The sequence below is a fragment of the Pseudomonas sp. NFIX49 genome (assembly GCF_900115915.1).
GTDB lineage: Bacteria > Pseudomonadota > Gammaproteobacteria > Pseudomonadales > Pseudomonadaceae > Aquipseudomonas > Aquipseudomonas pharyngis.
Genome location: NZ_FOYE01000011.1, coordinates 120,920 through 140,833, shown reverse-complemented (window position 1 = coordinate 140,833; position 19,914 = coordinate 120,920). Strand labels below are relative to the sequence as shown.

Annotated in this window: 16 protein-coding genes; 6 read left to right on the top strand and 10 right to left on the bottom strand. The window is 61.3% G+C overall.

Annotated elements, in window-relative coordinates:
* Positions 1-56: 56 nt before the first annotated feature.
* From BMZ46_RS27670 to BMZ46_RS27655, 4 genes are all read right to left on the bottom strand, one after another.
* Positions 57-1,853, bottom strand: coding sequence for an acyl-CoA dehydrogenase C-terminal domain-containing protein (locus BMZ46_RS27670; protein ID WP_074692195.1), 1,797 nt, complete (start codon positions 1,851-1,853; stop codon positions 57-59).
* Between the two features lie 90 nt (positions 1,854-1,943).
* On the bottom strand, positions 1,944-3,233 hold the full coding sequence (locus tag BMZ46_RS27665; protein WP_007959861.1) for a GGDEF domain-containing protein: 1,290 nt from the start codon (positions 3,231-3,233) through the stop codon (positions 1,944-1,946).
* Between the two features lie 210 nt (positions 3,234-3,443).
* Positions 3,444-5,558: a cytochrome-c peroxidase gene (locus BMZ46_RS27660; RefSeq protein ID WP_074692193.1), complete on the bottom strand. Its 2,115-nt coding sequence runs from the start codon at positions 5,556-5,558 to the stop codon at positions 3,444-3,446.
* Positions 5,559-5,818: 260 nt separating this feature from the next.
* The gene (locus tag BMZ46_RS27655; protein ID WP_074692190.1) at positions 5,819-7,624 is read right to left on the bottom strand and encodes a phenylacyl-CoA dehydrogenase; all 1,806 of its coding nucleotides are present in this window, start codon (positions 7,622-7,624) and stop codon (positions 5,819-5,821) included.
* 315 nt (positions 7,625-7,939) lie between these two features.
* Between BMZ46_RS27655 and BMZ46_RS27645 the strand changes: the two genes are divergently transcribed.
* Positions 7,940-9,190 (top strand): hypothetical protein, encoded by a 1,251-nt coding sequence (locus BMZ46_RS27645; protein ID WP_074692185.1) that lies wholly within the window; start codon positions 7,940-7,942, stop codon positions 9,188-9,190.
* Positions 9,191-9,279: 89 nt separating this feature from the next.
* Here the strand turns inward: BMZ46_RS27645 and BMZ46_RS27640 are convergent, their stop codons facing one another.
* The 6 genes from BMZ46_RS27640 to bioB form a co-directional block, all read right to left on the bottom strand.
* Positions 9,280-9,576, bottom strand: coding sequence for a pyrroloquinoline quinone biosynthesis protein PqqE (locus BMZ46_RS27640; protein WP_074692182.1), 297 nt, complete (start codon positions 9,574-9,576; stop codon positions 9,280-9,282).
* Between the two features lie 106 nt (positions 9,577-9,682).
* Positions 9,683-10,363 carry a dethiobiotin synthase gene (bioD, locus tag BMZ46_RS27635; protein WP_074692179.1) on the bottom strand — a complete coding sequence of 227 codons (681 nt, stop codon included), beginning with the start codon at positions 10,361-10,363 and terminating at the stop codon, positions 9,683-9,685.
* Entirely contained in the window at positions 10,360-11,166 is an 807-nt protein-coding gene (gene bioC / locus BMZ46_RS27630; RefSeq protein ID WP_039768045.1) for a malonyl-ACP O-methyltransferase BioC, read from the bottom strand. The genes bioD and bioC overlap by 4 nt, the downstream gene beginning before the upstream one ends.
* Positions 11,159-11,890 carry an alpha/beta fold hydrolase gene (locus BMZ46_RS27625; protein WP_074692176.1) on the bottom strand — a complete coding sequence of 244 codons (732 nt, stop codon included), beginning with the start codon at positions 11,888-11,890 and terminating at the stop codon, positions 11,159-11,161. Before BMZ46_RS27625 ends, bioC begins: the two co-directional genes overlap by 8 nt.
* On the bottom strand, positions 11,883-13,061 hold the full coding sequence (gene bioF, locus BMZ46_RS27620; protein WP_074692174.1) for an 8-amino-7-oxononanoate synthase: 1,179 nt from the start codon (positions 13,059-13,061) through the stop codon (positions 11,883-11,885). Before bioF ends, BMZ46_RS27625 begins: the two co-directional genes overlap by 8 nt.
* A gap of 68 nt (positions 13,062-13,129) precedes the next feature.
* Complete coding sequence (gene bioB / locus BMZ46_RS27615; RefSeq protein ID WP_011336244.1) at positions 13,130-14,185, bottom strand: biotin synthase BioB; 1,056 nt, start codon at positions 14,183-14,185, stop codon at positions 13,130-13,132.
* A 91-nt stretch (positions 14,186-14,276) separates the two neighbouring features.
* On the opposite strand from bioB, the gene BMZ46_RS27610 reads away from it, so the two are divergent.
* The 5 genes from BMZ46_RS27610 to rarD all read left to right on the top strand — a co-directional run bounded on the left by BMZ46_RS27610 (position 14,277) and on the right by rarD (position 19,852).
* Entirely contained in the window at positions 14,277-15,014 is a 738-nt protein-coding gene (locus tag BMZ46_RS27610; protein ID WP_039768042.1) for a ComF family protein, read from the top strand.
* Between the two features lie 58 nt (positions 15,015-15,072).
* Positions 15,073-15,837 carry a TOBE domain-containing protein gene (locus BMZ46_RS27605; protein ID WP_074692171.1) on the top strand — a complete coding sequence of 255 codons (765 nt, stop codon included), beginning with the start codon at positions 15,073-15,075 and terminating at the stop codon, positions 15,835-15,837.
* A gap of 68 nt (positions 15,838-15,905) precedes the next feature.
* Positions 15,906-17,807: a PhoX family protein gene (locus BMZ46_RS27600; protein WP_074692168.1), complete on the top strand. Its 1,902-nt coding sequence runs from the start codon at positions 15,906-15,908 to the stop codon at positions 17,805-17,807.
* 116 nt (positions 17,808-17,923) lie between these two features.
* The gene (locus tag BMZ46_RS27595) at positions 17,924-18,898 is read left to right on the top strand and encodes a serine/threonine protein kinase (protein ID WP_007959832.1); all 975 of its coding nucleotides are present in this window, start codon (positions 17,924-17,926) and stop codon (positions 18,896-18,898) included.
* A gap of 66 nt (positions 18,899-18,964) precedes the next feature.
* On the top strand, positions 18,965-19,852 hold the full coding sequence (gene rarD / locus BMZ46_RS27590; RefSeq protein WP_039768038.1) for an EamA family transporter RarD: 888 nt from the start codon (positions 18,965-18,967) through the stop codon (positions 19,850-19,852).
* Positions 19,853-19,914 lie beyond the last annotated feature (62 nt).

Here is a 19,914-nt window from a genome sequence, read left to right as displayed (position 1 = left end):
CAATCAATCATAAAGAAGCCCGCAATCAGCGGGCTCATTTGTTTAACAGTGGCGTGTTACAGCGAGAACAACTGCGCCGGCAGTTTCATCAGGCAATCGCTACCCGCCTCGATCGCCGCACGATGCGCAGCGGTGCGCGGCAGCAACCGCTTGAAGTAAAACTCGCACGTCGCCAGTTTGCCCTGGCAGAAATCGCCATCCCCCTCGCCCGACTCCAGCTGCGCCTGGGCAACCAGAGCCATGCGCAGCCACAGGTAGCCGAGAACGATGTAACCGCTGTACATCAGGTAATCCACCGACGCGGCGCCGACTTCATCCGGATTTTTCATCGCGGCCATGCCGACCTTCATGGTCAGCTCGCCCCACTGCTGATTGAGACCATCAAGCTGCGCGACAAACCCGCCCAACTGCGCATTCCCGGCGTTGGCGGCGCAGAACTTGTGGACGATTTTGGTGAAGTTGCGCAGCAGCTTTCCCTGGCTGCCCAGCACCTTGCGCCCGAGCAGATCCAGCGCCTGAATGCCGTTGGTGCCTTCGTAGATCGGCGCGATGCGGCAATCACGAACCAGTTGCTCCATGCCCCACTCGCGGATAAATCCGTGGCCGCCGAACACCTGCATGCCGTGGTTGGTCACTTCCAGGCCGGTGTCGGTCATGAACGCCTTGCAGATCGGGGTCAGGAACGCCAACAAGTCTTCGGCCTGCTGACGCGCCTCGGCGTCCGCGCTCAGGTGCGCGACATCGAGCATTTGCGCGGTGAAATAGGTCAGCGCGCGGTTGCCTTCGTTGAAGGCTTTCATGGTCAGCAGCATGCGTCGCACGTCCGGGTGGACGATGATCGGGTCGGCCGGTTTGTCCGGAGCTTTGGCGCCGGTCAAGGCACGCATCTGCAAGCGGTCGTTGGCGTATTTGATTGCGCCCTGAAAACTCGCTTCGCCCAGACACAGGCCCTGCATTCCGGTGCCCAGACGTGCATGGTTCATCATGGTGAACATGCAATTCAGGCCTTTGTTCGGCTCGCCGATCAGGAAGCCTTTGGCGTCGTCGAAGTTCAACACGCAGGTGGCCGAGGCCTTGATGCCCATCTTGTGCTCGATCGAGCCACAGGAAACACCGTTGCGCTCGCCCGCCTCACCGGATGCGTCCGGGAGAAATTTCGGCACGATGAACAGCGAAATCCCCTTGGTCCCGGCCGGTGCGTCCGGCAGTTTGGCCAGCACCAGATGAATGATGTTGTCGCTCATGTCGTGCTCGCCGGCGGAGATGAAAATCTTGCTGCCGGTCACTGCATAACTGCCGTCGGCCTGAGGCACCGCGCGGGTCTTGATGATGCCCAGATCGGTGCCGCAATGGGCTTCGGTCAGGCACATGGTGCCGGTCCACTGGCCGGCGGTGAGTTTGCGCAGATAGGTGTTTTTCTGTTCTTCGGTACCGTGGGCGTGAATCGCCGACATGGCGCCATGAGTCAGGCCCGGGTACATGCCCCATGAGGTATTGCTGGAGGCGACCATTTCGCTGATCACCAGTCCCAGCGAACTTGGCAGGCCCTGGCCACCGTAGGTCGGATCTGCCGCCAGACCGTGCCAGCCACCTTCCACGTATTGTGCGAAGGCTTGCTTGAAGCCTGTAGGCGTTGTCACTACACCATTGTCGAAATGGCAGCCCTCTTCGTCGCCGCTGCGATTGAGCGGTGCCAGAACGTTCTCACAGAACTTCGCGCCCTCGTCGAGGATCGCGTTGATCATGTCCGGGCTGGCGTCGTGGGCGCCGAGGGCCGCGTACTGAGTGTGGAAGTCAAAGACGTGGTCGATCAGAAAGCGCATGTCGCGCAGGGGAGCTTTGTATTCGGGCATGGTGGCTTCTCCTTCAGCAGATTGCTTCAACCTACTGCCGGCCACCCTGCCCCACAATCACTGTCCAGACGCTGAATGCGCCGTCATCACTCAACCTGCGGCATTGTCCATGCGCACCGCGCCACGGCGGTTCTGACCGAACGCCATCACGCAGTTTCGCCCCGCGCCCTTGGCGCTGTAGAGCGCCTGGTCGGCGGATTTCAACACTTCTTCCGGGGTGCGCTGTTCCAGACGTTCGGCCACGCCGATGCTGACCGTGACCGACACACTGGACGCGCCCGAACCCGAACGCCGCTGGCGGCCCTGCTGATCATCCTGCGGGCGACTTTCCTGATTGCGCAGCTGAATGTTGTAAGACGCAATCGACTCGCGGATGACTTCCAGATGCGGCATGCACTCTTCAAGGGTTTTGCCCGCAAACACCAGGGCGAATTCCTCACCGCCGTAGCGATACGCCCTACCGCCGCCGCTGATTTTGGACAGTTTGCTGGCGACCAGGCGCAAGACCTGATCCCCCACGTCGTGACCGTGGGTGTCGTTGAATTTCTTGAAGTGATCGACGTCGCTCATCGCCAGCACATAGTTGCGCCCCAGACGCTGCATGCGCTCGTTGAGTGCGCGGCGGCCGGGCAGGCCGGTGAGCTCGTCGCGGAAGGCCATTTGATAAGCCTCGTGCGCCACCGCCGCCGCAATCATCAGCATGACCTGGCTGCACATGATGTTCAGGGTGAACGGCAGGATGAAGGTTTTCGGCAGCATCCAGAACACCCCGAGCAACCCCACCAGTTGCGCCGCGTGCAGCGGCCGCGGGTTGCGCCAGTATTGCCAGGCCAGCAGCAGAAACGCCGAGATGAACACCGGATACGACAACTGAATCAGGCTCATCCATGCGCCATGCAGCGCCGGCCAGCGGATCTCGGAAAGCCACATCAGCAAGGCCTGCGGGTAGCTTTGCTCAAGCCCCAGCGCCACGCTGCCAAAGGCCAGCAACACGGCAAAGCGCGCGACCATGTCCTGAAACAGATGCGTGCGTTCCTGCCATGCGGCGAATAGTCCGAACAACAGCGGCAATAGCAGACAGACCAGGTGGAACACCACGGCCGCGTCTTCGCGCACCTTGCCGTTGTCGCGGTAATAGTCGGTCTGGGTATCGAGCAGGAAGTAGGCGATGTACACCGTGACCATCAGAAACAGCTCGCGCTGGCGTCGGTAAACCGCACAGTACGAACCGCCCAACAGCAGCACCAAGGTTGGCAATACGTTAAACAGCGAGGTGAAGAACACGTTGAGATCTTTGACGTACGCAGCCGCCAACCCCGCGAGCAACAACAGCAGTGAAGGCAGGAAATGACTGAAACGTACAGCGGAAGAACGCGGCAAGGGTAAAAGCTCCGACCCGTCATGGCAAAGAGATGGCATTGTGCCTGCAATGTGGCCAGTTAAGCACACATAATGTGATCCAGATCACAGGCTGTCTCTTTAACGGCCGAAATCGGCGGTTGCTGAGGGATTCAGTAAGGTTTTTTGCGCAACGGCCGCTAGACGGCCACCATGGCCATCATTCTTGATGGCCATGGTGTGTTTTTCTGCTCAGAGATCGTTGTAGAACGGCTGCAATGGCCCCTCTGCCGCCGGCCGGCCTTCAGCACCGTAAGGCTTGAGATAGAGCGATGCGTCCATCGCCTGACGGGTCGTGACTTTCGGACTGGCCGGACGCTGGGTCACGGCATTTTCATCGCCGATGTGGCCCTGCGGAATCACCAGCGACGGATGATCGAACGGTGCGCGCTCCCAGGCCACGCGCGGATCGGTCAGGCCGACCTCCATGAATTTCACCAGCGCGTCGATTTCATCGGGCGTCAGGTTCAGCGCCGTCATGTCCGGGTCGAGGTTGGAGGTGTTGTGCTGGTTCACCGCCGGATGCTCGAAGCCGCTGGTGTTGTTGGCGTCTTCGCCGCGCCGGTCACCGCCACGGTTGTAGAACTCCATCACCTGTTTGAGCGTCGAGCGGCTGCCGTTGTGGAAGTACGGCCCGGTGAGGGCGATGTTGCGCAGGGTCGGGGTCTTGAACGCGCCATCGACCGAATCGCGGAAACCGACGTTCGGCTTGAGCGTGGCATCGCATGGAATCGCCGCACTCAACGGCGCCTCGAATGTGCAGACATCGACGTCCAGCGGATCAACCGAGCGGCCGCCCTGCAACACACTGTTGTACTGCCGGGTGAACGACCATGGATTGCCCCAGGCATCCGCGCCGCCGAGGGCCAGGTCTTCCGAGGTCGGGCGCACACCGGTGTTGTAGAAGCCGTTGTCGTAAAGAGTGGTCAGGTTGTCGGCCATCACCATCCGCTCGATGCGTTCACGCGGATGCATCAGCAGGCGGCTGGCGGCGTTGGTCAGCTCCGGACCGCCGTGGCAATTGACGCATTTGCCCTTGCCGAGAAACAGGTTCATGCCCTCGACCTGTTGCGCATTCATCGCCGTATGGTCGCCTTGCAGGTAGGCGTCGATCGGCGCCTGATCGGACACCAGCGTGGCCTCATACATCTGGATCGCCAGGCCGAAGAACAGCGGGAAGTTGGCCTCCATCTGGGTGTACGGCGCACCGCCCACCAGAACGTTTTGCGTGGCATTCCACAGCCGGGGCTGGAAGGCGTTCTTGATCAGCTCGCGATAGGTCGGTCGCCGTGCGCCAGACACCGGAGCCAGTACCGAATCCGTGGACGAGATCCGCTGCTGCTTGAGCATCAACGTGTCGAGCATCCTGCGGCCAATGTCGGCAAACGTACGGCCACCGCAGGACATTTCCACCGGACTGCCGGGCGGACCGACGGCTTGCGAGGCAGCTGACGCGTCATTGAGCGCCAGCCGCACTTTGGTGGCGACCGTGCTGCGTTCGCTGGTCACGTAGATCCCGGCATCCGGGTCGCGATTGCCGAACGGCGAGAAGCCGTTGAACACGTTGTTGGCCCGACCGTCCCAGAAGTTGCGCACGTTGAACGCGGCGTTGATTACCGACGGCGCGTTGCGTCCGGTGCTGCGACGTACGTTGATGCCACCGACCTGGAAAATACCGTCCGGCTGCTGAGTACATTTGTCGAAACGCGCCTGATTGGGTTTGACGAAGTTGGCGTCGAACACGCCTTGCGAGCCGACCACGTCGTCCGTCGAGTACACGATGGGCGAGTTGCGCTCCAGAGGATTGCTCAGCACGTGGGTCGGGAAGTCGGTTTTCTTCAGCGTGTAGTTCGGGCCGCCCTTGCCGCCGGACAACGTCGCGTAGGACGCCACGTCACCGCGAATGTCCGACGCCACAAACGGCTTGTTGAAGATCGACGCGACGTTGGCGTTGGTGTGCGCCTGGCCGGGGTTGAGCTGGTTGGTGATGCGGTGGTCGACGCCGGCGTGGTAGTGGCAGGACGCGCAGGCCGTGGAGCCATCACTGCCGATCTCCATGTCCCAGAACAACGCCTTGCCCAGCAGGATCGCAGCCTGACGGTTGAGCACGTAGTCGGTCATAAGGTCGACCTTGCGTCCGCCTTCGGTCCCGGACGGATCGGGGGGCACCATCCCGCGCAACGATTGCAACGAAGGCACCTCCGGCACGGGAGGATCGACCACGGCGGGGTCGGCAGCCCATGCGCTGTGGACTGCCAGCGCAACGGGTAACCAGAAGGTCAAACGAGCGAGTCGACTGATGTTCATAGGCTTCACCCTGACTGTTGTTGTTAAGTGCCGGGCGTCTTGCTTCTTTGAGCAGGCAGTTCTGGTTAGCACCGGTAAATCGGGCAGTGCAATTAATTGGCCACTCTTCTGGAAACATTTTGAATCAATAAGCGCAGGGGTTCGGCTAAGGAGTGGCTTCATCAATGCTGGGGAATCAGCCCCGGGATTGGGGAAATCCGGGCACAAAAAAACCGCTGCCCCCGAAGGAGCAGCGGTTTTTTGAAGGACTGCGTTAAGGCTTAGTAGCCCAGTGCGAAGTCTTCTTCTTTCATGTCCATCAGGTTGTTGGCGCCCGACAGCATGGTGGCCACGTGCGTACGGGTACGCGGCAGGATGCGCTGGAAGTAGAACCGCGCGGTTTGCAGCTTGGCGGTGTAGAACGCCTCGTCGGTGGTGCCGGCAGCCAGTTTTTCGGCAGCCAGACGCGCCATGTCAGCCCAGAAGTAGGCCAGGCAGGCGTAACCGGAGTACATCAGGTAGTCCACGGAGGCCGCGCCGACTTCTTCGCGATCTTTCATGGCGGCCATACCGACCTTCATGGTCAGCTCGCCCCACTCTTTGTTCAGTGCAGCCAGCGGTGCGACGAATTCTTTGACGGCTTCGTTGCCTTCGTTGTTCTGGCAGAACTTGTGGACGATCTTGGTGAAGCCTTTGAGAGCCTCGCCTTGAGTCATCAGCACTTTACGGCCCAGCAGGTCGAGTGCCTGGATGCCGGTGGTGCCTTCGTACAGCATCGAGATGCGGCTGTCGCGAACGTTCTGCTCCATGCCCCACTCGGCGATGAAGCCGTGGCCGCCGTAGATCTGCACGCCGTGGTTGGCGGATTCAAAACCGACTTCGGTCATGAACGCTTTGGCGATCGGAGTCATGAAGGCCAGCAGTGCGTCGGCTTTCTTCTTCTCTTCTTCGTCCACGCCGTATTTGACGATGTCGACCTGTTTGGCGGTGAAGTACACCATCGCACGGTTGCCTTCGGCGAATGCCTTCATGGTCAACAGCATGCGGCGTACGTCTGGGTGAACGATGATCGGGTCAGCGGCCTTGTCCGGTGCTTTCGGGCCAGTCAGGGAACGCATTTGCAGGCGATCGCGAGCGTATTTCAGGCCGCCCTGGAAGCCGATTTCGGCGTGAGCCAGACCTTGCAGCGCGGTACCCAGACGTGCGGTGTTCATGAAGGTGAACATGCAGTTCAGGCCTTTGTTCGCCGGGCCGATCAGGAAACCGGTCGCGCCGTCGAAGTTCATCACGCAGGTCGCGTTGCCGTGGATGCCCATCTTGTGTTCGATCGAACCGCAGGTCACGGCGTTGCGTGCACCGACGGTGCCGTCGGCGTTCGGCAGGAACTTGGGAACGATGAACAGCGAGATGCCCTTGGTGCCGGCCGGTGCGTCCGGCAGGCGGGCCAGCACGATGTGGACGATGTTGTCGGCCATGTCGTGTTCACCGGCCGAGATGAAGATCTTGGTGCCGGAAACCTTATAGGAACCGTCGGCTTGAGGTTCGGCCTTGGTGCGCAGCATGCCCAGGTCGGTGCCGCAGTGCGGTTCGGTCAGGCACATGGTGCCGGTCCATTCGCCGGAGACCAGTTTGGTCAGATAGGCTTCTTGCTGCTCTGGAGTACCGTGCTCGGAGATGGTGTTCATCGCGCCGTGCGACAGGCCCGGGTACATGCCCCACGACCAGTTGGCTTCGCCGACCATCTCGCTGACTGCCAGACCCAGCGACTCAGGCAGGCCCTGACCGCCATGCTCGACGTCATGGGCCAGGCTCGGCCAGCCGCCTTCCACGAATTGCTTGTAGGCCTCTTTGAAGCCGGTCGGGGTTTTCACGCCGGACTCGCTCCAGGTGCAGCCTTCGGTGTCACCCACGCGGTTCAGCGGTGCCAGCACCTGCTCACAAAACTTGGCGCCCTCTTCGAGAATGGCGTCAACCATGTCCGGCGTTGCCTCTGCACACGCTGGAAGGCTCTGATAGTGCGCTTCGTAGCCGAGCAGTTCGTCACGAACGAAGCGAATATCACGCAAGGGGGCCTTGTAGTCAGGCATAGCGATTAACCTCTGCTGATGTAACCGGGAATGAAAGACCGCGTTGATTTGTTGTGACGGTCAAACAGTTGTTTGAAACATACGTTTACGCCGAAATCTTGTCAAGCGTCGCCCTTTTGCCGTTCGTCAGGCGTAAAGCCTTCGTCCGGATGAAACTACCCGCCATCGGCCTCAAAAGCATATTTATTGGCTCCGAAAGAATGTCGGACTGTCAGTTTTTACAGGATAAAAATCGTTCCAAAACCTGTGTACTGACTATCGCGGACACCTCTCTAGACATGGTGGCCTGAGGAAATCTTTCAGTAGGAGAACAAAATGGAAATCAAGGCTGGTGATAACAATCACACTCACGCTCCCGGTAATCTCGACCTTACCTTCGGAACCGAAGGCCGCATCGAGATCGACGAAAGAGGTACAGCAAACTCAACCATCTCCGATAAAGACGGCAAACTGGTTGTTGTCTCACATATCAGCGACCGGTTTCGCCTGTCGCGTTACCTCGTCGACGGCACTAAAGATGACTCATTCGAGGAGAGGACCTGGAACTTCGAAGATGGCGACCAATCCACGCCGCAGCGTGTATTACTGCAGGAAGATGGAAAAATTCTGGTCATCGGGGAGTCGCTGAAAGCCGACGCCGTGAGACCCGCTGTCACCCGTTTCAACCCCAGCGGTAGTCCCGATCTGGTGTTAGGCCGCAGAGTCATTACTACTGGTCCAGAAGGTGCAACCCCTTCACGGTCACCCTACAAGTTTGCAGATGGCTGCCTGCAAAAAGGTCAGAAGATACTTATTGCAGCGACCTACACACTTCCGTCAGGCCCTTTGAGCAGGCTTTTTTGTCTGCAAGCTGATGGCGAGACTGACAAGAGTTTTGGCGGTGGCAGCGGATTCATCGATATCAGGCTCCACGGACTCGACAGTTATGCCAACAATGTCCAGATCCAAGGCAATGGCAGCATTATCGTGGCAGGTAGCTGGAGATACGTCGATCAACAACAGAGGACACGCACCGTGGCTCGTTACACGGATGAGGGCATTCTGGACTATACCTTTGGCCAGGCAGGCTATACCGATGTCGTAGTGGCCGGCGAACGAGGAACCGAATCGCAGATTCAGGAGCTTGTCTGGGCCGATATCGTCTCTCGGGTTGCTATCCAGGATGATGACAAAATCATCATCGCCGGCTATGCGAAGGGCTCTGACGGGAACAACAGGGGTCTACTTGCCAGACTCGAAAAAGACGGCAGCATTGATGAAAACTTCAATAAGGGGGTACCTCTGCTAATTTCTGGCTCAATGGATGCCATGGACTTTTACTCGATCGGGATAGATCCGAATGGCAAAATCGTGGCCGTGGGCAGCGGTAACCTCGCAGGCACGTTAATGGAAGTTTACGAGCGGATTAGCAAAAACGGAGTAAGAGAGAATTTCTGGAGCGGATACAGTATCGGTACCTGTACTGATGTGACGATCCAACCGGGAGGGCGAGTTATCATTTCAGGGAGTTCCGGGAATAATCACAGCACTCGCTTTCCAAGAATATGGGGCCGCTTGGGCGCCTGATACCTTTTTCTGCCACGCTCGTACGCTCAATGGGCGCAGCTATTGAACTTAAGCATGAAGGGATATCGATATGTCGCCAAGTCAAACGATCAGGCAAACGTATCGATGATCGTACCGAGCATTTCATCGGAAGCCTTGGCGACTTTCACGCCCAGTTCCGCCTGAAACTTGCCTTGGGCCATTTCGACCATGTTGCTCGCCAGGTCCGATTGCTGGGCGCGATCCACGGAACGCAGACGATCGACCTGTACTTCCGAAGACTGGCTGGTGACCGAACGCTCGATGGTATTGCTGGCGATCTGGCTGGCGGCCTGATCGACGCGGTTCTGCCCGGTCTGAATGGTACTCAGACCTGCATAAAAAGCTGTGTTTCCGGAGATTTCCATGGGAGCTCTCATCCTTGGGAAGGATCAATGGGTGCCATTGAACCAGAGGCGTCAGAAAAACACCCGTCAAAAACACTAATGGCACAGTGCCTTGTCATAGCCAAAATCAGTCGAGCAGATCCAGTTGCAAGTGATCGGCGACCGCTTCGGCGCTGACCGCCTTGAGCTTCGGCACCCGCCCCAGGCACGGCGCCGGAATCCGCTCGGCAAGTGTCGCCAGGTTTTCCTCCAGCCGCGACGTCTTCGGATCAATGATGTTCGCCACCCACCCCGCCAGTTGCAGCCCGTCCCGGGCAATCGCCTCGGCCGTCAGCAACGCATGGCTGATGCAACCCAGACGCACGCCGACCACCAGAATCACCGGCAGCTTCAGCGCAATGGCCAGATCCGACAGATTGTCCTGATCCGCCAACGGCACCCGCCAGCCGCCCGCGCCTTCGATCAACGTGAAGTCGGCATTCATGGCCAGAATCTCGCGCATCGGCGCCAGCAACGATTGCACGGTCACTGCCACGCCCGCTTCGCGCGCTGCCAGATGCGGCGCGATCGCCGGCTCGAACGCCACCGGATTGACCTGTTGATACGTGAGCGGCAACGAGCATTCGGCCTGCAACGCCAGCGCATCGGAATTGCGTAAACCTCTGGGCGTTACCACACAACCGGACGCCACCGGTTTGCCCGCCGCGGTACTCAGCCCCGCCGAGCGCGCAGCGTGCAGCAACCCGGCGGCGACGGTGGTCTTGCCGACGTCAGTGTCGGTTCCGGTGATGAAATAGGCTGCGCTCATAAGGGTTTCTCCAACACGGCGTAGACCACCTGATAGGTCGCTGGCAGCCCTTGAGGCTGACGGAACTGCTCGTAAGCCTCGACCAGCCCCAGAATCCGCGCCCGCCCGGTCAATCCACCCGGCCGGCCAGGGTTCAGGTTATGCGCGCCCAGTGCCTTGAGTTCGTGGGTCAGGCTGCGCACATCCGGGTAATGCAGCACATGCGGCCGGTTCTCCAGACAAACACTGCGCAAACCACTGGCCGCGCACAATTGCTCATAGCGGGCGAATTCGCGGAAGCGGTTGACGTGCACCAGACCATCGACCTGACGCCAGCTGTCTCGCAATTCGTACAGCGTCCCTACACAAAGACTAGCAAACGCGAAAATCCCCCCCGGTTTCAGCACCCGAAACGCTTCGCCGAGCACCGCTTCGAAGTCCGCGCACCACTGCACGGCGAGGCTGGAGAAGATCAGATCGCAGGTCGAATCCTGTAACGGCAAACGTTCGGCATCGCCAGCAATAAAGTGCATGGCCCCACCCAACGGCCGCGCGTGATTGAGCATGCCCTCGGCGATATCCAGCGCCAGCCCCTCACCAAATCGCTCGGCCAGCGCCCGGGTGAAATACCCGGTGCCGCAGCCGAGATCCAGCCAGCGTGACGGCAGAAAATCCACCGGCAAGCGATTCATCAACTGCGTACCGACATCGCGCTGCAACTCGGCGACGCTGTCATAGCTGGCCGCTGCGCGAGAAAAAGAAGCTGCGACCTGGCGCTTGTCAGGCAAGCCGCCGGGCAACGCCGCAACAGACAAATCAGTCATCACCGCACTCACTCAAAAACGCCTGGATCGCACCCGCCACACCGTGGGGGTCTTCCAGAAGAAACGCATGGCTGGCCTGCTCGATCAGACCGACCTCGACATCCGCCAGCAACGCGAACAACTCGCCCGCGGCCTCCGCCGGCACCAGCCCGTCCAGCCCGCCAAACAAATGCAGTTGCGGGCCGCGAAATGCCTGCAAGGCTTCGCGTGTATCGATCTGCGCCAACAATTCCAGACCGGCCATCAAAGCGGCCGACGAAGTGTTCGGCGCGCCGCCGAGCAACAGCCGCGACAAGCCGCGCGCGTCTTGCGCGCCCTGGGCGCACAGCAGCGAGAATCGCTTGAGGGTCGTGCGCGGATCGGCGCTGCAGCCGGCCAGAAACGCATCCAAGGTCTCGCCGGGCATCGCGCTCGGCCATTGTTCATGGGCGACAAACGAAGGATTGCTCGCCAGGGTCAGCAAGCCGCAGCAATGTTCGCCACGCCGCGCCGCCAGCTCGGAAGCGAGCATGCCACCCAGCGACCAGCCGCCGAGCCAGGCATCTTCGGGGATGCGCTCATCGAGCTCGTCGAGCCAGTCGTTCAGATCGCTGGAGTCCAGCTCCGGCAACGGCTCAATGTCGACCTGCAGGTGTTCATCGAGTCCGCGCAATGCAGCGGCCAGCGGCTCCAGCGGCGAAACGCCGAGCCCCCAACCCGGTAACAGAATCAGGCGATCACGCATGGCTCGGCTCCGACGTAAGTTGAGCAAAGCAATCGGCCAGTCCTTCTAACAATAGCTGCACCTGTGCCTCGCTGTGGGCGGCGGTCAGTGTGACCCGCAACCGCGCACTGCCGGCAGGCACGGTCGGCGGGCGGATTGCGGTGACCATCAGCCCACGCTCACGCAGCATCTGCGACAGACGCACGGCGCGACCGGCATCGCCAATCAGGATCGGCTGAATCGGCGTGAAGCTGTCCATCAGTTCCAGGCCGATCTGTTCGGCGCCGTGGCGGAACTGGCGGATCAGCGTCTGCAAATGCTCGCGACGCCAGTGTTCGCTGCGCAGCAGTTCCAGACTTTTCAAGGTTGCGCAGGCCAGCGCCGGCGGTTGGCTGGTGGTGTAGATGTACGGGCGGGCGAACTGAATCAAACTTTCGATCAGCTCTTCACTGCCGGCCACAAAGGCGCCAGCCGTGCCGAACGCTTTGCCGAGTGTGCCGACCAGCACCGGCACATCCTCCTGGCTCAAACCGAAATGTTCGACGATGCCGCCACCGTTCGCCCCCAGCGGGCCGAAACCGTGAGCGTCATCGACCATCAGCCAGGCGCCTTTGGCCTTGGCTTCCCGGGCCAGCGTCGGCAGATCGGCAAGGTCGCCGTCCATGCTGAATACGCCGTCAGTGACCACCAGCGTATTGCCGGTGGCTTTTTCCAGGCGCTTGGCGAGGCTGTCGGCGTCGTTGTGCAGATAGCGACTGAAGCGCGCACCGGACAACAACCCGGCGTCCAGCAACGAGGCATGGTTGAGCCGGTCTTCCAGCACCGTATCGCCCTGCCCGACCAGCGCCGTGACCGCGCCGAGGTTGGCCATGTAACCGGTGGTGAACAACAGCGCACGCGGCCGTCCGGTGAGATCAGCCAAAGCTTCTTCGAGTGCGTGATGCGGGCCACTGTGACCGATCACCAGATGCGAGGCGCCGCCGCCGACGCCCCACTTCGAGGCACCGGCGCGCCAGGCTTCGATCACTTGCGGATGGTTGGCCAGGCCCAGGTAATCGTTGTTGCAGAACGCCAGCAACGGCTGACCGTCGACCACCACTTGCGGCCCTTGCGGGCTTTCAAGCAGCGGGCGCTGGCGGTAGAGATTTTCGGCACGACGGGCAGCAAGGCGTGCGGCGAGATCGAAAGACATGCAAGCCTCACGGGTGGCAAATGAATCAGCAGGCGCCGCCCGAGGCAGCGCCTGAGAAGAACGGGCGATCAGACCGCCGCGTTGTAGAACTGCTCGCTGCTCTTCTGCTCCACCAGCGCCTGCTCGATAGCGGCCTGATGGACCTCGTCGGCATGCTCTTCGCGGGCTTCCGGCTGAATGCCCAGGCGCGCGAACAGTTGCATGTCCTTGTCGGCCTGCGGGTTGGCGGTGGTCAGCAGTTTGTCGCCGTAGAAGATCGAGTTGGCGCCGGCGAAGAACGCCAGGGCCTGCATCTGCTCGTTCATCGCTTCGCGGCCGGCGGACAGGCGTACGTGGGATTGCGGCATGAGGATGCGCGCCACGGCGAGCATGCGGATGAAATCGAACGGATCGACGTCGTCGGCGTTTTCCAGCGGCGTGCCGGCAACTTTCACCAGCATGTTGATCGGCACCGATTCCGGATGCTCCGGCAGGTTGGCCAGCTGGATCAGCAGGTTGGCGCGGTCATCGAGGGACTCGCCCATGCCGAGAATGCCGCCGGAGCAGATTTTCATCCCCGCATCGCGCACATAGGCCAGGGTCTGCAGACGCTCGGCATAGGTGCGGGTAGTGATGATGCTGCCGTAGAACTCCGGCGAGGTGTCGAGGTTGTGGTTGTAGTAGTCGAGCCCGGCCTTGGCCAGCGCTTCGGTCTGGTCCTGATCGAGACGACCGAGGGTCATGCAGGTTTCCAGGCCCATGGCCTTCACGCCTTCGACCATCTTCAGCACGTAAGGCATGTCCTTGGCCGACGGGTGTTTCCACGCCGCGCCCATGCAGAAACGGGTCGAACCGATGGCCTTGGCGCGGGCAGCCTCTTCGAGGACTTTCTGCACTTCCATCAGCTTTTCTTTTTCCAGCCCGGTGTTGTAGTGACCGGACTGCGGACAATATTTGCAATCTTCCGGGCAGGCGCCGGTCTTGATCGACAGCAGAGTGGAAACCTGGACGCGGTTGGCGTCGAAATGCGCGCGGTGCACCGTCTGCGCCTGGAACAGCAAGTCGTTGAATGGCTGAACGAAGAGTGCTTTGACTTCGGCCAAAGTCCAGTCGTGACGCAGGGTGGCAGTGGTGCTGGCGCTCATGGGCGTTTCCTTGGTTATGCTTGGCTGGCGCCTGGGGAAACGGAATACCCACAGGCACGACACGGATGTTCGGCATATTTAAGGAAGAGTCATGCGCTGTCAACCACACTACGAAAGGCCGGTTTACATCTGGTTAAAAAACAAACATAACTGCTTATTGTGCGACGAACCGGCAGACGCGCAAATCCCGATCTGCACCGCCTGCGAAACCGATTTGCCGTGGCTGGGCGATCAATGCCTGACCTGCGCCCTGCCCCTCGCCGCCGGCCTGACCTGTGGTGGCTGCCTGCAGGAGCCACCGGCCTTCGAACAGGTGGCTGTGCCCTGGATTTATGGCTTTCCGGTGGACACGCTGATCACCCGTTTCAAGCACAACGCCAAATGGCCGCTTGGCCACTTGCTTGCCGACGTTCTCGGCGAGTTCCTGCAACATCGCTTCGAAGAAGACCTGCCTCGTCCGGACGCTCTGCTACCGGTGCCGCTTGCACCGAAACGCCTGCGCCAGCGCGGTTTCAATCAAGCGGCGATGCTGGCGCGGTGGCTGGGCAAGGCACTCGACCTGCCTTGCGAGGAACACAGCCTGTTGCGCGTGCAGGATACCGACGCCCAGCAGGCCCTCAACGCCAAAGCGCGTAAACGCAATCTGCGAAACGCCTTCGCCCTCAGTCCCGATGCCCAGGTGAAAGGCCGGCACCTGGCCCTGGTCGACGACGTGCTGACCACCGGTGCCACCGCCCAGGCGCTGGCCCGGTTGCTGATGGACGCCGGTGCCGCGCGGGTGGATGTGTACTGCCTGGCCCGCACGCCAAAACCCGGCGACGCGGCTTGACGGATACGCCTCGAGCCGCCAACGTCCTCCCTCAACCCTTCAGTACAAAGCGTCCGCCATGTCCCTGCCCAGTCTGTTGTCCCAGCACATCGTCCGCCGTCCGCAGCGCATCGCCTTGCTGCAACACATCGCCGAACAGGGTTCGATCACCCGTGCCGCGAAGAGCGCCGGCCTGAGTTACAAGGCGGCGTGGGATGCCATCGATGAGCTGAACAACCTCGCGCAGAAACCGCTGGTTGAGCGAGCGATAGGCGGCAAGGGCGGTGGCGGAGCCAAACTGTCGAGCGAGGGCGAGCGAGTGCTGCGCCTCTATCAAAAGCTGCAAGCCTTGCAGGCTCAGGTACTGGAGGCGGCCGAGGATGCCAGCGATCTGGACCTGCTCGGTCGGCTGATGCTCAGGACCAGCGCACGCAACCAGCTGCACGGCAAAGTCGTGCTGATCGAAGGTCAGGGCCGCAACGACCTGATCCGCCTCGAACTGGCTGAAGGCCTGTCGATCGAGGCGCAGATCACCCACGACAGCACCGTGCATCTGGAACTGCAACCGGGCACCGAAGTGGTGGCGCTGATCAAGGCCGGCTGGCTCGAACTGCTCGCGCCAGAGGCCACGCCTGCCGTCGGCCACAACCTGTTGAACGGTCGGATCGAGGCGATTCTCGACGCCGCAGACGGCCCGAGCGAAGTGCGCATCGCGCTGCCCAACGGCCAGACCCTGTGCGCGCTGGCCGAACCGCTGGACTTGCGCAGCCGTGGTCTGAAGGTCGATCAACCGGTGCAGGTGCAGTTTTCCCCGTCCAATGTGCTGCTCGGAACACCGCTCTGAGCGCACTGCAACGAAAGCGTCATCGACCCGCATTAAGGTGGCTGCCAAAACCATGCAGGGAGCCTGATGTGAGCCTATTAGAAGAAAACCAATCCACAGACCTGGAAAAAATGGTCGGCCTGAGCCGTCGCGGTTTCATCAGCGCCGGCGCGCTGTGCGGCGCGGCGATGTTCCTCGGCGGCAACCTGCTGAGCCGCAGCGTGCTGGCCGCCAGTGTCAGCGCCGGCAACAGCCGTCTGCTCGGCTTCGACAGCATTCCGGCGGCCACCACCGACACCATCAGCCTGCCCAAAGGCTACAAGTCGTCGGTGCTGATCAGCTGGGGTCAACCGCTGCACAAGAACGGCCCGGCCTTCGACCCGAGCGGCAATGGCACCGCGGCTGCACAGGAAGTGCAATTCGGCGACAACAACGACGGCATGAGCCTGTTCGAATTCCCGGGCGAGAAAAACCGCGCGTTGATGGCGATCAACAACGAATACACCAACTACCGCTACCTCTATCCGCACGGCGGTATGCCGCAGTCGGCCGAAGACGTGCGCAAGGCTCTGGCCTGTGAAGGCGTGTCGGTGATCGAAGTGCAGCGCAAGAACGGCCAGTGGCAGTTCGTTCAGGGTTCGCGCTACAACCGACGCATCCACGGCAACACCCCGATCCGCCTCAGCGGCCCGGCCGCCGGCCACGAACTGCTGAAAACCAGCGCCGACAAGCACGGCAAAAAAGTCCTCGGCACTTTCCAGAACTGCGCCAACGGCAAGACACCGTGGGGCACTTATCTGACCTGCGAAGAGAACTTCACCGACTGCTTCGGCAGCAGCAACGCCCAGCAACAGTTCGACCCGGCGCAAAAGCGCTACGGCGTATCGGCCGCCAGCCGTGAGATCAACTGGCATCCGTTCGATCCGCGCTTCGACATGGCGAAGAACCCCAACGAACTCAACCGCCACGGCTGGGTCGTGGAGATCGACCCGTTCGACCCGCAATCGACCCCGGTCAAACGCACCGCGCTGGGCCGCTTCAAGCATGAAAACGCCGCACTGGCCGAGACCGATGACGGTCGCGCTGTGGTGTACATGGGCGACGACGAACGCGGCGAGTTCATCTACAAATTCGTCAGCCGCGACAAGATCAACCACCGCAACGCCAAAGCCAACCGCGACATCCTCGACCACGGCACGCTGTACGTGGCCAAGTTCGATGCGGGCGACGGCAATCCGGATCACCCCAAAGGCCAGGGCCAGTGGATCGAACTGACCCACGGCAAGAACGGCATCGACGCCAGCAGCGGTTTCGCCGATCAGGCCGAAGTGCTGATTCATGCGCGACTCGCCGCCAGCGTGGTTGGCGCCACGCGCATGGACCGTCCGGAGTGGATCGTGGTCAGCCCGAAAGACGGTCAGGTCTATTGCACCCTGACCAACAACGCCAAACGCGGCGAAGACGGCCAACCGGTGGGCGGACCGAACCCGCGCGAGAAGAACGTCTATGGGCAGATCCTGCGCTGGCGCACCGACCGCGACGATCACGCGGCGAAAACTTTCGCCTGGGACCTGTTCGTGGTGGCCGGCAACCCGGGCGTCCATGCCGGTACACCGAAGGGCGGTTCGTCGAATATCACCCCGCAGAACATGTTCAACAGCCCCGATGGCCTCGGTTTCGACAAGGCCGGACGGTTGTGGATTCTCACCGACGGCGACTCGAGCAACGCCGGTGATTTCGCCGGGATGGGCAACAACCAGATGCTCTGCGCCGATCCTGCAACCGGGGAAATTCGCCGGTTCATGGTCGGGCCGATCGGCTGTGAAGTCACCGGGATCAGCTTCTCGCCGGATCAGAAAACCCTGTTCGTCGGGATTCAGCACCCGGGCGAGAACGGCGGTTCGACCTTCCCCGAGCACCTGCCGAACGGCAAGCCGCGGTCATCGGTGATGGCGATTACCCGTGAGGATGGCGGGATCGTTGGCGCCTGATCGGGCGAAGCTCTGATCGTTTCCGTGCACTGCACGGGAACGATCCCACTCAAGACAGCCCGTCTGCGCTACCATGCTGAGCCGGACGCGGCAGCCTGCTGCGCGCAGGAGTCAGCATGGCCCACCCGTTTGAAACCCTCACCCCAGACCTCGTGCTCGATGCCGTCGAAAGCATCGGCTTCCTGAGCGACGCGCGCATTCTGGCGCTCAACAGTTATGAAAACCGCGTCTATCAGGTCGGCATCGAAGACTCGGAACCGCTGATCGCCAAGTTCTATCGCCCGCAGCGCTGGACCAACGAAGCGATCCTGGAAGAGCACCAGTTCACCTTCGAACTGGCCGACGTCGAGATCCCGGTGGTGGCGCCACTGATCCACAACGGCGAAACCCTGCACGAACACGCCGGTTTTCGTTTCACCCTGTTTCCCCGTCGTGGTGGCCGGGCGCCGGAGCCGGGCAATCTCGATCAGCTGTATCGCCTCGGCCAGTTGCTCGGGCGCATGCACGCGGTCGGCGGCACCAAACCGTTCGAGCACCGCGAAGCGCTGGCGGTGAAGAACTTCGGCCATGACTCGCTGACCACCCTGCTGGAAGGCAACTTCATTCCCAAGAGCCTGCTGCCGGCCTACGAGTCCGTCGCCCGCGATCTGCTCAAGCGTGTGGAAGACGTCTACGCCAACACGCCGCACCAGAACATCCGCATGCACGGAGACTGCCACCCCGGCAACATGATGTGCCGCGACGAGATGTTCCACATCGTCGACCTCGACGACTGTCGCATGGGTCCGGCGGTACAGGACATCTGGATGATGCTCGCCGGCGACCGTCAGGATTGTCTCGGGCAGCTGTCGGAATTGATGGACGGCTACAACGAATTCCATGACTTCGACCCGCGCGAACTGGCGCTGATCGAACCGCTGCGCGCCCTGCGCCTGATGCATTACAGCGCCTGGCTGGCCCGGCGCTGGGACGATCCGGCGTTCCCCCGCAGCTTTCCATGGTTCGGCAGCGAGCGGTATTGGGGCGATCAGGTGCTGGCGTTGCGCGAGCAACTGGCGGCGCTGAACGAAGAGCCGTTGAAGCTTTTCTGACACGACACGTCTATACAACTGCCCGTACAATCGCTGCTTTGTTAGCTGCCTAAGCAAGGATTCTGCATGCAAGCCGCCAACCCGCGTCGCGGGTACATTCTGGGCCTCAGCGCCTACATCATCTGGGGACTGTTCCCGCTCTACTTCAAAGCCATCGCCGAAGTGCCGGCGGTGGAAATCATCATTCACCGGGTGCTGTGGTCAGCGCTGTTCGGCGCGCTGCTGTTGATGGTGTGGAAGCATCCCGGCTGGTGGCAGGAACTGCGCGACAACCCGAAACGCCTGGCGATTCTTGCGCTCAGCGGCACCTTGATCGCGGCCAACTGGCTGACCTACGTCTGGTCGGTGAATAACGGCCGGATGCTGGAAGCGAGCCTCGGTTACTACATCAACCCACTGGTGAACGTGCTGCTGGGCATGCTGATCCTCGGCGAACGCTTGCGGCGCATGCAGTGGCTGGCGGTTGGTCTGGCGGCGGTCGGTGTGGCGCAGCAGGTGTGGCAGGTCGGCAGTCTGCCGTGGGTATCGCTGGTGCTGGCGCTGACCTTCGGTTTCTACGGGCTGATCCGCAAGCAGGCGCCGGTCAAGGCGTTGCCGGGGCTGGTGGTGGAAACCTGGATGCTGGTGCCGATCGCCCTCGCGTGGCTGCTGTTCAATCCGACCGCCACCAGCGCCCAGGCCGAGTTCTGGACCACCTCCGAAGCCTGGTGGCTGGTGGCGGCCGGCCCGGTGACGCTGGTGCCGCTGGTGTGCTTCAACGCGGCGGCACGGCACCTGCCCTACACCACCCTCGGTTTCCTGCAATACCTGGCGCCGACGTTGGTACTGCTGCAAGCCGTGCTGCTGTTCGGCGAGCACTTGTCGTCCAGCACGCTGATCGCCTTCATGTTTATCTGGGCCGGTCTGGCGGTGTACAGCGTCGATGCATGGATGAGCTTGCGCCGGCGCAGCTGATCAAAAAACGCACAAACCTCCACAGGCCACGGTTCTCGTGGCCTGTATCGTTCCTTCCCAAG

Excerpts from the sequence above, each read along its gene's own strand:
- BMZ46_RS27670 (WP_074692195.1), bottom strand. The coding sequence starts at position 1,853 with ATGCCCGAATACAAAGCTCCCCTGCGCGACATGCGCTTTCTGATCGAC.
- BMZ46_RS27660 (WP_074692193.1), bottom strand. The coding sequence starts at position 5,558 with ATGAACATCAGTCGACTCGCTCGTTTGACCTTCTGGTTACCCGTTGCG.
- BMZ46_RS27655 (WP_074692190.1), bottom strand. The coding sequence starts at position 7,624 with ATGCCTGACTACAAGGCCCCCTTGCGTGATATTCGCTTCGTTCGTGAC.
- BMZ46_RS27645 (WP_074692185.1), top strand. The coding sequence starts at position 7,940 with ATGGAAATCAAGGCTGGTGATAACAATCACACTCACGCTCCCGGTAAT.
- BMZ46_RS27640 (WP_074692182.1), bottom strand. The coding sequence starts at position 9,576 with ATGGAAATCTCCGGAAACACAGCTTTTTATGCAGGTCTGAGTACCATT.
- bioD (WP_074692179.1), bottom strand. The coding sequence starts at position 10,363 with ATGAGCGCAGCCTATTTCATCACCGGAACCGACACTGACGTCGGCAAG.
- bioC (WP_039768045.1), bottom strand. The coding sequence starts at position 11,166 with ATGACTGATTTGTCTGTTGCGGCGTTGCCCGGCGGCTTGCCTGACAAG.
- BMZ46_RS27625 (WP_074692176.1), bottom strand. The coding sequence starts at position 11,890 with ATGCGTGATCGCCTGATTCTGTTACCGGGTTGGGGGCTCGGCGTTTCG.
- bioF (WP_074692174.1), bottom strand. The coding sequence starts at position 13,061 with ATGTCTTTCGATCTCGCCGCACGCCTTGCTGCCCGTCGTGCCGAAAAT.
- bioB (WP_011336244.1), bottom strand. The coding sequence starts at position 14,185 with ATGAGCGCCAGCACCACTGCCACCCTGCGTCACGACTGGACTTTGGCC.
- BMZ46_RS27610 (WP_039768042.1), top strand. The coding sequence starts at position 14,277 with ATGCGCTGTCAACCACACTACGAAAGGCCGGTTTACATCTGGTTAAAA.
- BMZ46_RS27605 (WP_074692171.1), top strand. The coding sequence starts at position 15,073 with ATGTCCCTGCCCAGTCTGTTGTCCCAGCACATCGTCCGCCGTCCGCAG.
- BMZ46_RS27595 (WP_007959832.1), top strand. The coding sequence starts at position 17,924 with ATGGCCCACCCGTTTGAAACCCTCACCCCAGACCTCGTGCTCGATGCC.
- rarD (WP_039768038.1), top strand. The coding sequence starts at position 18,965 with ATGCAAGCCGCCAACCCGCGTCGCGGGTACATTCTGGGCCTCAGCGCC.